We start from the raw sequence: 11,952 nt of genomic DNA, 5'->3' as shown, positions 1-11,952 counted from the left end.
GTGGCGTCCCCCCCCCCCCGGCGGGCGCCGCCGCCGCCCCGCGCCCCCCCGCCTCTCTGTCGGTACGGGCGGTCAGTCCAGGATCTTCTGCCCGCCGGAGACGCACTGGCCGCCGACGAACGCCGAGCTGCCGATCGGCAGCGCCGGACCGAGCTGGCCGAGCAGGCCGGACGACGCGCATGTCTGCAGCGGCAGGATGTCCAGGACCTGGTTGCTGAGCAGCGGGATCACCGCCGGGTCCTTGCGCTTCTGGATGGTGCTGTTGCTGTTGTAGCAGTCACCCAGCACGGTGGTGGGCGACTGGACGGCCGCGGCCACCCCCACGATCGAGGCGGTGGAACCACAGACCTGGACCGCCGCGGCGTTGACGACCGAGCCGCTGAGCAGGGACACCAGGCTTTGCGGGCCCTTCTGCGCGCCCTCTTTGGGCTCGACGATGTACGTGTTGGCGTTGAAGCAGTCGCCCACCACGGTGGCGGGCGAGCTGACCGCGGCCGTGACGCCGGCGATGGCCGCGTTCGAGCCGCAGACCTGGATCGGCAGCGCGTTCACCGACGTGTCGTCCAGGATCGAGATGACCCCCTGCACCTGGTTCTGCCGGATCAGGACGTTGCCGTTGGCACAGTCGCCCAGCACGGTGTTCGGGGAGCGGAGCGCGACCGCGGCGGACACGACCTGAGCCGACGCGGAACCACACGCCTGCCATGCCCCGGTGGTCAGCGCGCTGCCGTTGGCGATGGAGATCAGCGGTTGGCGCACCTCCCGCTGGGGCCCGCGGGCGACGTTCTGCACGGCAGCGAGTGCCTGCCCAGCGGCCTGCTGCACCGCCGCCTGCTTCAAGGTGGTCGCGGCGGTCCTGACGGGATCCGCATGCGCCGGTCCGGCCGCGGGCGCGGCGGTCGCCGCGGAACCCATCACCGCCACCGTAGCGAGCGCTCCGGCCGCGACAACCCCGGCCTTTCCTATCTGCATCGTCACTCCTTGTAGGATTTCTGGCCGCCGGCACCCGAGTCGCAGGGCAACGGCAGCGCGGCATGAGTTGTCGTTGGCGAGCATTCGAAGGGGCGAGTCGCGCTGGCGCGACCCGCCCCGTCTGCCGTGCCGGTTCAGCGACTAGTCGATGACCGTGTTGGCGTTGTAGCAGCTGCCGATGACCGTGTTCGGCGAGGTGATCGGAATCGCCGCGGCGATGAGGTTCGCGCTCGTGGAGCCGCAGGACTGCAGCGGGAGCACGTTCAGCGAGGTGTTGTCCAGGGCGGAGATGACACCCTTGGGGTCGTCCTTGCTGATCTTCACGTTGGCGTTCTTGCAGTCACCGATGACGGTGTTCGGCGAGGTGATCGGGATCGCCACGCTGATCACGTCGGGCGAGGTCGAGCCACAGGCCTGGGTCGTGATCAGCTGTACGGCGGTGCCGTTCAGCGCGGAGATCAGGCTCACGGAGTCCTGGTCCCACGGCGCGTCCCAGCCGCCACCGCGCGCCTGCGGGGCGACGCGGGCGTTGGCCCCCCGCTTGGCCCACGCGCTGCGGTTCTTCAGCGCGCTGACCTTCTTGACCAGTGCCTGACGAGCCATGTCCATGGCGACCGACTGGCCCATGGGCATGGCCTCGACCCGGCCCGACTCCTGCCAGTGGTCGTTGTCGTCCCACTCGTCGGCGCCGTTGATCTCGATGTTGCTGTTCTGGCAGTCACCGATGACCGTGTTCGGCGAGGTGATCGGCACCGTGATGCCGACGATCTGGCCGTCGGTCGAGCCGCAGGACTGGATCGACGCGATGTTGACCGCGGAGTCGTTGCCGACACCGAGGATCGCCGCGCGCTTGTCGGTCTGCTTGATCTTGACGTTGGCGTTGGCACACGCGATGTCGTTCTTGTGGCCGTAACCGTCATCGTGACCGAAGCCCGAGACCACGGTGTTCGGCGAGGTGATCGGCACCGAGATGCCCACCACGTTGCCGCTGGTGGAGCCACACTGCTGGAGGGCGGCCACGTTGACGACCGTACCGTTGAGCAGTGCGACGACCGACGCCGAGTCGATGTCCCACGGCGCGTCCCAGCCGTTGTTGTCGAAGCCGCCGCCGCGGGCGAGCTTCAGCTGGTTGGCCCCGACCTGGCGCATCGAGCTGGTCTTGCCCTCGGTGGAGGTGCTGGCCTGGGTCAGCGCAGAGGCGTCCGTGCTGGGCGCCGCAGCGGCAGGAGCCCCCATGATCGCCACTGTAGCGAGAGCGCCCGTGGCGACGGCTCCGGCCTTCTTCATCTGCATCGTCACTCCTTGTGCGACTTTGGAACCTGCTTTGCCCTCATATCGGGCGAAAGCGGCAAAACACTGCACTTGGGGTAACGATGGGTAGATTGCCCAGTTACTACGGCTCCAGGCCTTTTGTCGGTAGATCTTGGCCGATCGGCCCACCCCATCGATCGGACGGCCATAACCCACATGGGCGACAGGCGTCCCACGCCCGGGTCACCCCACCGGTGGCGCAAGGGCGGGGGCGTCAGCGGGTGAGGGTGACGGCGTCGCGCAGGGCGCGGTCCATGGTGGTGAAGGCCAGCGGGGGCGGGTCGGCCAGCGGGAGCCAGGTGGCCTCCGACGACTCGTCGGGGTCCAGCCGCAGTCGTGCCCCGTCCGGCAGGGTGGCCAGGAAGAAGCAGTCCAGCACCGGCAGGCGCTCGCCCTGGAACTCGTAGTCGCCGACGTACATGCCGACGAACGCGCCCAGCTCGACGTCGACGCCGAGCTCCTCGCGGGCCTCCCGGCGCGCCGCGGCGGCGGGCTCCTCCCAGCCGTCGCAGAACCCGCCCGGCGTCTCCCACAGCCCCTCGCGGGGCGGCCGGGCCCGGCGCAGCGCCAGGAACCGGCCGGCGCCGTCCAGCACGATCAGGCTGGCCGTCGGGCGGGCGTTGAGGTAGTGCTCGTACCCGCAGGTCCCGCAGACGGAGGGCGGCGCGGCCGCAAGGGCCGCGCCGCACCGGAAACAGTGTCCCGCGAAGGTCACTTCTTCTTGCCGCTCTCGGGAGCCTCCGAGGTGGACAGCGCGGCGATGAAGGCCTCCTGGGGCACCTCGACCCGGCCGACCATCTTCATGCGCTTCTTGCCTTCCTTCTGCTTCTCCAGCAGCTTGCGCTTCCGGCTGATGTCACCGCCGTAGCACTTGGCCAGCACGTCCTTGCGGATGGCGCGGATGGTCTCGCGGGCGATGACCCGGGAACCGATGGCCGCCTGGATCGGCACCTCGAACTGCTGGCGCGGGATCAGCTTCTGCAGCTTCGACGCGATGGTGGTGCCGTACGCGTAAGCCTTGTCCTTGTGCACGATCGCGCTGAACGCGTCGACCGGCTCGCCCTGCAGCAGGATGTCCACCTTGACCAGTTCGGACGCCTGCTCGCCGTTGGGCTCGTAGTCGAGGCTGGCGTATCCCTTGGTGCGCGACTTCAGCTGGTCGAAGAAGTCGAAGATGATCTCACCGAGCGGCAGCGTGTAGCGCAGCTCGACGCGGTCCGCGGACAGGTAGTCCATGCCCTGCAGCACGCCGCGCCGGCCCTGGCACAGCTCCATCACCGCGCCGACGTACTCGTTGGGCGTCAGCACCGTCGCGCGCGCCACCGGCTCGTACACCTCGGCGACCTTGCCGCTCGGGTACTCGCTCGGGTTGGTGACCGTGATCTCCTTGGCGTCGTCGGTGACCACGCGGTAGACCACGTTCGGCGCGGTGGCGATCAGGTCGAGGCCGAACTCGCGCTCCAGCCGCTCCTGGATGATCTCCAGGTGCAGCAGGCCGAGGAAGCCGCAGCGGAAGCCGAAGCCGAGCGCCGCCGACGTCTCCGGCTCGTACACCAGCGATGCGTCGTTGAGCTTGAGCTTGTCCAGCGCCTCGCGCAGCTCCGGGTAGTCGGACCCGTCCAGCGGGTAGAGGCCCGAGTACACCATCGGCTTGGGGTCCTTGTACCCGCCGAGCGCCTGGGTGGCGGGACGGGAGTTCAGGGTGACCGTGTCGCCGACCCGGGACTGGCGCACGTCCTTCACGCCGGTGATCAGGTAGCCGACCTCGCCGACGCTGAGCGACGGCGACTTGATCGGCTCCGGCGAGATGACGCCGATCTCCAGCAGCTCGTGCACCGCGCCGGTGGACATCATCTTGATCCGGTCGCGGGCGTCCAGGCGGCCGTCGATGACCCGGATGTAGGTGACGACGCCGCGGTAGACGTCGTACACCGAGTCGAAGATCATGGCGCGGGCCGGGGCCTTGGCGTCGCCGCCGGTCGGCGCGGGCAGCTGCCGGACGATCTCGTCGAGCAGGTGCGACACGCCGTCACCGGTCTTGCCGGACACCCGCAGGCAGTCCTCGGGCTCGCAGCCGATCAGGTGCGCGAGCTCCTCGGCGTACTTCTCCGGCTGCGCCGCGGGCAGGTCGATCTTGTTGAGCACCGGGATGATGGTGAGGTTGTTCTCCATCGCCAGGTACAGGTTGGCCAGCGTCTGCGCCTCGATGCCCTGCGCGGCGTCGACCAGCAGGATCGCACCCTCGCAGGCGGCCAGGCTGCGCGAGACCTCGTAGGTGAAGTCCACGTGCCCCGGGGTGTCGATCATGTTGAGGACGACCTGCTCACCGGTCCGGTCGCCCTCACGCACGGTCCACGGCAGGCGCACCGCCTGGCTCTTGATGGTGATGCCGCGCTCGCGCTCGATGTCCATCCGGTCGAGGTACTGCGCCCGCATCTGCCGCGGGTCCACCACCTCGGTGATCTGCAGCATGCGGTCGGCCAGCGTCGACTTGCCGTGGTCGATGTGGGCGATGATGCAGAAGTTGCGGATGGCGGCCGGGTCAGTGTCGCCGGGCTTGTTAGATCCGAGCAGCGGAGGCACGGTGATCCGTTCTATGAGCGTGAGGCGGAAAGCGGTTCGCTGGCGGCGGGCCGCGTTCGGCGTGAGGCGGTCGATGCCGCCCCTATGATCCCACGCCCGCCGACCGTGCCGAAGCGGGCTTCAACGTTACCGCCGCCAGCGCCGCTGCGGCAGCCTCGCTCAGCAGCGGCAGCCCTCGTTGGCGGGCCAGCCCAGCACCAGCGCGCTCAGCCGCGGCAGCCGGTGCCGCATCTGGTCGTCGTCCTCGAAGTCCCAGTCCTCGCCCGCGGTGGGCGCTTTCGCCACCTCGGGCAGCACCAGCTCGGCCCCGGCGACCTCGCGGAACGCGTCCGCGGCCGTGTACCCGACGAGCTCGGCGAAGATCGCGCTGTCGTCGTCCCACTCCACGGCCTCGACCACCGACGGGTGCCCGGCCAGCGCGTCCGGGTCGGCCAGCGCCGCCTCGTACCACTTGCGGCCCGCCGCGATCAGCCCGCTGCGGAAGTCGACGAACGCGTCGTCGGAGCAGCCGCCGCCGATCAGATGTGCCGCGCCCCACAGGTCGTAGCGGTCGGCGGCGTCGCGCAGCGTCTTGAAGTGCGTCGCGAAGGCGGCGATCTCCGACAGGCTCAGCGCCGACAGCCGCGCGGTCAACGCCTTCGCCAGCCCGGTGCCGTCCTCGCCGATGTCACCCTCGACGTCCGTACGCGCCTGCTCGATCAGAGCCCAGAACCGCTCGATGTCCACAGCAACACAGTCTGCCACCCGAGCCCCGCCCACCCTCGATCTACGAGCGGGTGTCGCGTCCCATCACCCGTACGGTCGGTCCCCCGCCCTCCCGCGCCGCCGGCCGCAGCGCCATGATCGTTGTTTCGTGTCGAGAAGTGCGGCAGGACTTCACTTTTCGACATGTAACGACGATCATGAGCCGCCGGGACACCCGGCCCGGCGCGGGGCCACCCCGGGCGCGGTAGGCTGTCCGGGTAGGGCACCGCGACGGGTGTCACGTCGACCGTTTTGGCTGACACCCAGGCCACCTGGTAACCTGGCACGTCGCGGCTGGTGCTTCGTTGCGCCGGCCCATCCGAACCAGTCAACCGAAACGAGCAGGACGAGGCTGTCGCGTGGCGAACATCAAGTCCCAGATCAAGCGCAACCGGCAGAACGAGAAGGCCCGGCTGCGCAACAAGTCGGTCAAGTCGTCGCTGAAGACCGCTGTCCGCAAGTTCCACGAGGCGACCGTCGCCGGTGACGTCGAGAACGCCACCGCGCTGCTGCGCGACGCCTCGCGCAAGCTTGACAAGGCCGTCAGCAAGGGCGTGATCCACAAGAACCAGGCGGCGAACCGCAAGTCGTCGATCGCCAAGAAGCTGGCTTCGCTCTCTGCCTGATCGTCGCAGCGTGCCTTCACGGCGCCGCCAAGACATCGCGTGATGCCCGGCTCCCTCAGGGAGCCGGGCATCTGTGTATGCCGAGCGGGGTCCGCAGCACGTGTCATTCGTCATGACAAGGTCGACGGTTCGATTCCGTCAGGTGTCCCCTGAACCCGCCGAGCCGTCGCCGCATGAGCGGCGTCACGTGGCGCTCGCGACGGAGCGCACGTCATTCGTAGCGGTATGCCGCCGACTGACGGGCGCGCTGCTCGGCGGTGCCCAGCCACGGCTCCTCGCCCTCCGACCCGGCCAGTGCGGCCTGGCTCGGTGCGCCGTGCCCGGACTGTCCGGCGTACGCCTCCGGCTCGCCGTACCCGCCCTGGGCATAGGTGTCCTGCGCGCGGTAACCGGTCTGGCCCGCGTACGTCTCCTGCTCGCCGTAGCTGCTCTGACCTGCATAGGTGTCCTGCTCGCCGGATCCGGACCGGCCAGGGTGGAACTCCTGGCCGCCGGTGCCGAACCGGCCGGCGAACCCCTCCGGCGCGCCGTATCCGGAGCGGGTCGCGTACGGGTCGCGCTCGTCGTCCGCAGGCTGCTCGACGCGCCGGGGCAGCCGGGCGGTCTCGGCCGGGGCGGCCACCCGCAGGCGCACCGTCGGCTGGGCGGGGGCCCGTCGCGCGGCGGTCTTCGACCGGGTCGCCGGGCGCTCGGAGCGGGTCGCCGGGGCGCCGGAGCGGGTCGTCGCGCCCGCGATCACGTCGTTGAGCTTCACCATCACCGCCACCGAGGCGGGCAGCACGGCCACCGCCCACCAGCCGGTGAGCTCGGCCAGTGACAGCAGCACGGCCAGCGCCACGGTGCCCTCGAAGAACAGGAAGCACATCAGATTGCTGGGGCGCACGTACTGCAGGCCCAGCACCCGGGCGTAGAGCGGCCGGTTGCGCGCCTCCTCGGGGCTGATCCCTCCGGCGCGCCGGGATCGGGTGCCCGGTGTCATCGCCCACCTCCCGCCTGCTTGGCCTGCGCGAACGCCACGATGGTGCGCTCGAGCGCGTAGTCGCGATCCTCTTCGCCGCCCTTGACGGCGGCGTTGCAGTCGGCGGCCGCCCGCATCGCGAGCACCAGCGCGTCCGGGGTCCAGCCGCGCGCCTGCCGCTGCGCCTTCTCGATCTTCCAGGCGGGCATGCCGAGCGTCGAGGCCAGCTGGTACGCGTTGCCGCGTCCCGCCGAGGCCACCCGCGCGACGGTGCGCACGCCGTCGGCCAGCGCGTCCGCGATCGGCACCGGGTCCACGCCGCTGTGCCGGGCCCAGCGCAGCGCCTCCAGCGCGGCCGGCACGTCTCCGGCGACCGCGGCGTCGGCGACCGCGAACCCGCTCACCTCGGCCTTGCCCCGGTAGTAGCGGGCCACCGTGGCCTGGTCGATCCGGCCGCCGGTGTCCGCCATCAGCTGGTTGCAGGCCGCCGCGAGCTCGCGCAGGTCGTTGCCCACCGCCTCGATCAGCGTCTCGGCCGCGTCGGGGGCGCAGCGGCCGCCCAGCCGGCGCACCTCGCCGGTGACGAAGTCGACCCGGTCGCGGTGCTTGGTCAGCTTCGCCGCGGGCACCACGGACGCGCCCGCCTTGGTCAGCGAGTCGGCCAGCGCCTTGTTCTTCGCCCCGCCCGCGTGCGCGACGACCAGCGTCACGTCCGGGTCGGGCGACTTCGCGTAGTCGAGCAGCACCGCCGAGACGTCCTTCTTGGCGTCCTGGGCGGCGCGCAGCACCACCACCCGTACGCCGCCGAACAGCGACGGGCTGAGCAGTTCGGCGAGTTCGCCGACGAGCATCGCGCCCGTCTCCACCTCGCGGACCTCGGCCGCCGGATCGGCGGCGCGGGCCTGCGCGGCCGCGTCGGCGATCGCGCGCGCGACCAGGAGTTCCTCGTCGCCCAGCACGAGGACCACGGGTGTCAGGACGGGGGGCGGAACCTGGCTCACCACCTCGCTATCGTCGCACGTGCGAACTGGCGGCCGCCCACCGTCACTCCAACGGGCGCGTCGGGAGCACGACGGAAAGCTTCCCGTCGGCGAGCACGACCGCCACGTCGCCGTTGACGTCGGTGCGCTGCACCCGTGCGCCGCGCCCGGCCAGCCGCGCCAGCACGGATGCGCTCGGATGCCCGTAGTCGTTGCCCTCCCCCACGCTGACCAGCGCGATCCTTGGCGCTACGGCGTCCAGGAAGGACGGTTCCTGAAAGGCGCTGCCGTGGTGAGCGACCTTCAGGACGGCCGCGGACACGTCCACGCCCGCGGTCAGCAGCGCCTGCTGCCGTTCCGTCTCGGCGTCCCCGGTCAGCAGCACCCGCACCCCGCGTACGGTCGCCACGAGCATCAGGGAGTTGTTGTTCGGATCGCTGCGGGTGCCGCGCTCCGGCGGCGCGGGCAGCACCTCCAGCCGTACGTCGCCGACGGTCCAGCCGCCGGACTCCGGGGCGTCGGACACCGGCACCCGGTGCGCGGCGGCGGCGCGGGTCACGGCCGCCCGGCCGGCTGCGGGTTCGGGCCACGGTGTGGTGACGACCGCCCTCACGCGCCGCCCGGTGAGCACCCCGTCGAGCCCGCCGATGTGGTCCACGTGGAAGTGGCTGACCAGCAACAACGGCACCTCGTCGACATCAAGCTCGCGCAGGCACCGGTCGACGTCACGGGGCAGCGGCCCGGCGTCGACCACCACGGCCGCCCCGTGGCCCGCGTTGAGCACGGTCGCGTCGCCCTGCCCGACATCGCATGCCACGACGAGCCAGCCGTCGGGCGGCCAGCCGCCGGTGAGCACGCGCACCGGCAGCGCCCCGAGCACCGCCGCCAGCGCGACGACCGCGGCCAGCCGTCGCACCGCAGGCCGCCGGAAGCCGATCATGAGCAGCACGGTCAGCCCGGCCAGCAGCAGCGCACCCGGCGGCCCACCCGGCCACGGCAGCACCCCGGCGGGCACCTCGGCGCCCACCCGCGCCACGGTGACCAGCCACCATGCGGGCCAGCTGCCCAGCCACGCGGCGAACTCGGCCCCGGCCGGCCACACCGGCGACAGCAGCGCGGCGGCCACGCCGGTGACGGTCGCGGGCGCGATCGCGGGCACCGCCAGCAGATTCGCCGGTACGGCGACCAGGCTCAACGTGCCGCTGATGCCCGCGACAACCGGGGCGCAGGCGAGTTGCGCGGCGGCGGGCACGGCCAGCGCCTCGGCGACGCCGCCGGGGACCCCGCGTCGGCGCAGCGCGTCGCGCATCGGCGGTGCGAGCAGCAGCAACCCGGCCGTGGCCAGCACCGACAGCGCGAACCCGGCGTCGGCGGCCAGCTCCGGGTCGGCCATCAGCAGCACCGCCGCGCCTGCCGACAGCGCGGGCAGCGCCGCCCGTGACCGGCCGGAGGCGAGCGCCAACAGCGCGATCCCTCCCATCACCGCGGCCCGCAGCACACTCGGCGACGGCCGGGCCAGGATCACGAACCCGACCACGGACACCGCGCACACCACCGCGGTCAGCCGTGGCCCGGCCCTGGTCCACCGGGCCAGCAGCAGGACCGATCCGGTGACGATTGCCACGTTGCTTCCCGAAACGGCCGTCAAATGAGTCATGCCGGTGTCGCGAAAGGACTGCTCGACCGCCGGGTCGAGGCGGCTGGTGTCGCCCACCACGAGGCCCGGCAGCAGCCCGCCCGTGGCGGCGTCCAACGGCGCGCAGGCCCGGCGCAGTCCGGCCCGCAGGCCGCCCGCCGCCCGCTGCGCCCACGACGCCTTCCCCAGCAGCTCCGGCGGCCGTTCGGTGGACAGCACCGCCGCCCGCAGGTCACCGCCGCGGGACGGGCCGAACCGCGCGGGCACCCGCACCCGCTGGCCCGGCAGCAGCCCCGCCCAGCCGTCACCACTGGCCAGCACCAGCACGCCGACGTCGGCACGCAGGTCACCGGCCCGCTCCAGGTCTGCCGCGACCACCCAGGTCGCGGGCCGCCCGACCACCACGGCCGCCTGGCGTGGATCGTCCCGCACCGTCAGCACCACCGTCGTCGAGACATGCCCTTCCACCAGCGCGACGACCTCGGGGGCGTCCCGCGCCGCCAGCCGCGCCCCGGTCGCCGCCGCCCCGCACACCACCCCGAGGAACGCCCCGGCCACGATCCACCGCCACCCGCCAGGCGTCACACCCCGGCCCCACCACCCTTGGGCGGCGGCCCTGTCGGTCCGGTCCTGGCCCGACAGGTGACGGCGTGCGACGTGGTCGCGGGCAATAGCCGACGGGTGACGGCGTATGACGTGGTCGCGAACGAAGGCCAGGGCGACGCCGAGTGCGCCCGCCGCGCCGAGTGCCAGGGTGACGCCCAGCCCGGTGAACAGCGCCGCGAGTGAGGCCGCCCAGCAACCCAGGGCGAACGGGACCAGCCGCAGGTCGGGACCGTCCATCAGACGGTGACCAGATCCTTGAGCTGCGCGAACTTCGACTCGCCGATGCCCTCGACCTGCCGCAGGTCGCCGACGCTGCGGAAGTCGCCATGCCGGGACCGGTGGTCGAGGATGCGCTGCGCCAGCACCGGGCCGACGCCGGGCAGCGCGTCGAGCTGGGCGAGGGTCGCGGTGTTCAGGTTCACCGGTCCCGCGCCGGGTCCCGCCCCCGCGGCCGGACCGTCCGCAGCGGCCACACCGGGCACCCCGATCGCGATCAGCTCGCCGTCGGTGACCTTGCGGGCCAGATTCACCGCGGACAGGTCGGTGTCCGGCAGGACCCCGCCCGCCGCCTCGATGGCGTCGGCGACCCGAGCACCCTGAGGCAGCCTGACCAGTCCCGACTTGCGAACCCGCCCCGTCACCGCCACGACCAGCATCGCCGGTGAGGATGACGCAACCGGCCGACCCGACTCCGCGACGGGCACCGGCACCGGTTCGGGCGCGGGCTCCACCGACGGCCGCGACTGCCAAGCCAGGTACGCGGCGAGCGCCACGACCAGCACGGCCACCACCGCCAGCGCTCGCAGCCCGCGCCGCCCCGGATCGAACGCCGACCGACCCGGCAGCGCACTGGGCGGGCTCTCCGCCGACGACGGCACGTCCGGATCCGGCCTGACGCCACCCGCTGGCCTGGCCGACATGACGGCACCCGGCACGGCACCCGAGGGCGGCGCAGCTGCCATCGCAGTGGCCGACACGGAACCAGACGCCGTCGCCGGGAGCACTCCGTGTGATGTCGCCACTGGCAGCACGGCATGAAGGGCTGCCGCCGACAGCCCGTCCGCTTGCGATACGGCAGGCCGCGTCCACGGCCAGACATGAGCCGACGAGTCGCCCGAGGTCGTCGGGTCCAGCGGCAATAACTGCCGGGTCGGGCGTGGCCGCGGGAAGTCGGGCAGCACGTCGAGGAACGGCGCGTCCAGGGGCTCCGGCCAGGACGGCGGCGCGGTGGCCGGGGCGAGTACGCGGTGCAGCCGGTCGAGGTCGGCCTCGGCGGGCTGCGGCTTGCGGAACGGGGTCGACGGCACGCGGCCACGGTAGGGGTGGGTGTGCGGTGGGCGTACCGCTCAATTCTCTTGCCTGTGGAGGACGGCCCGCTTGTGGACAACCGCCTGATCAAGACCCCGATGTGTTACGGCCGCGACAGCCTGGGGCGGGAGTCCGATCACGACTCATCGTATGGGTCGGTTTCTATAAACAGTTTTGACGTTACGAATCGTCGATCGCTGTTAACCGCACTGCCGCAACGGATTCATC

At 71.9% G+C, this 11,952-nt stretch carries 9 protein-coding genes, 1 tRNA gene and 1 pseudogene; 2 read left to right on the top strand and 9 right to left on the bottom strand.

Annotated features, from left to right (window positions below; genetic code table 11):
- Positions 1–72 precede the first annotated feature (72 nt).
- From F9C41_RS09335 to F9C41_RS09315, 5 genes are all read right to left on the bottom strand, one after another.
- Positions 73–972, bottom strand: coding sequence for a hypothetical protein (locus tag F9C41_RS09335; protein ID WP_155386310.1), 900 nt, complete (start codon positions 970–972; stop codon positions 73–75).
- A 141-nt stretch (positions 973–1,113) separates the two neighbouring features.
- Complete coding sequence (locus F9C41_RS09330; RefSeq protein WP_155386309.1) at positions 1,114–2,265, bottom strand: hypothetical protein; 1,152 nt, start codon at positions 2,263–2,265, stop codon at positions 1,114–1,116.
- A gap of 232 nt (positions 2,266–2,497) precedes the next feature.
- Positions 2,498–2,998 carry an NUDIX domain-containing protein gene (locus F9C41_RS09325; protein WP_155386308.1) on the bottom strand — a complete coding sequence of 167 codons (501 nt, stop codon included), beginning with the start codon at positions 2,996–2,998 and terminating at the stop codon, positions 2,498–2,500.
- Positions 2,995–4,866, bottom strand: a complete 1,872-nt coding sequence (gene lepA / locus F9C41_RS09320; protein ID WP_155386307.1) for a translation elongation factor 4 — start codon at positions 4,864–4,866, stop codon at positions 2,995–2,997. The genes F9C41_RS09325 and lepA overlap by 4 nt, the downstream gene beginning before the upstream one ends.
- 159 nt (positions 4,867–5,025) lie before the next feature.
- Entirely contained in the window at positions 5,026–5,592 is a 567-nt protein-coding gene (locus F9C41_RS09315; protein ID WP_196279696.1) for a DUF4240 domain-containing protein, read from the bottom strand.
- A 377-nt stretch (positions 5,593–5,969) separates the two neighbouring features.
- On the opposite strand from F9C41_RS09315, the gene rpsT reads away from it, so the two are divergent.
- The gene (rpsT, locus tag F9C41_RS09310; RefSeq protein WP_120316509.1) at positions 5,970–6,236 is read left to right on the top strand and encodes a 30S ribosomal protein S20; all 267 of its coding nucleotides are present in this window, start codon (positions 5,970–5,972) and stop codon (positions 6,234–6,236) included.
- A gap of 66 nt (positions 6,237–6,302) precedes the next feature.
- Positions 6,303–6,384: transfer RNA gene (locus F9C41_RS09305), tRNA-Thr, on the top strand.
- Positions 6,385–6,965: 581 nt separating this feature from the next.
- Here F9C41_RS09305 and F9C41_RS09300 read toward each other — a convergent pair.
- The 4 genes and pseudogenes from F9C41_RS09300 to F9C41_RS09285 all read right to left on the bottom strand — a co-directional run.
- Positions 6,966–7,215, bottom strand: a pseudogene (locus tag F9C41_RS09300) (hypothetical protein); the annotation flags it as partial.
- On the bottom strand, positions 7,212–8,195 hold the full coding sequence (gene holA / locus F9C41_RS09295) for a DNA polymerase III subunit delta (RefSeq protein ID WP_155386887.1): 984 nt from the start codon (positions 8,193–8,195) through the stop codon (positions 7,212–7,214). The gene holA and the pseudogene F9C41_RS09300, both read right to left, overlap by 4 nt.
- A gap of 43 nt (positions 8,196–8,238) precedes the next feature.
- Positions 8,239–10,653: a ComEC/Rec2 family competence protein gene (locus F9C41_RS09290; RefSeq protein WP_155386305.1), complete on the bottom strand. Its 2,415-nt coding sequence runs from the start codon at positions 10,651–10,653 to the stop codon at positions 8,239–8,241.
- A complete protein-coding gene (locus F9C41_RS09285; protein WP_155386886.1) occupies positions 10,653–11,378 on the bottom strand; it encodes a ComEA family DNA-binding protein in 726 nt (241 codons plus the stop codon). Before F9C41_RS09285 ends, F9C41_RS09290 begins: the two co-directional genes overlap by 1 nt.
- Positions 11,379–11,952: the final 574 nt, after the last annotated feature.

It is taken from the genome of Catellatospora paridis, from assembly GCF_009720365.1.
Taxonomy (GTDB): domain Bacteria; phylum Actinomycetota; class Actinomycetes; order Mycobacteriales; family Micromonosporaceae; genus Catellatospora; species Catellatospora paridis.
Note: the sequence above shows the minus strand (reverse complement) of the source record. Positions and strands in the feature narration are given on the sequence as shown.

Bases quoted from the DNA above. Each gene is read 5' to 3' on its own strand.
- F9C41_RS09330 (WP_155386309.1), bottom strand. From the start codon at position 2,265: ATGCAGATGAAGAAGGCCGGAGCCGTCGCCACGGGCGCTCTCGCTACA.
- F9C41_RS09285 (WP_155386886.1), bottom strand. From the start codon at position 11,378: ATGGCAGCTGCGCCGCCCTCGGGTGCCGTGCCGGGTGCCGTCATGTCG.
- F9C41_RS09290 (WP_155386305.1), bottom strand. From the start codon at position 10,653: ATGGACGGTCCCGACCTGCGGCTGGTCCCGTTCGCCCTGGGTTGCTGG.
- F9C41_RS09335 (WP_155386310.1), bottom strand. From the start codon at position 972: ATGCAGATAGGAAAGGCCGGGGTTGTCGCGGCCGGAGCGCTCGCTACG.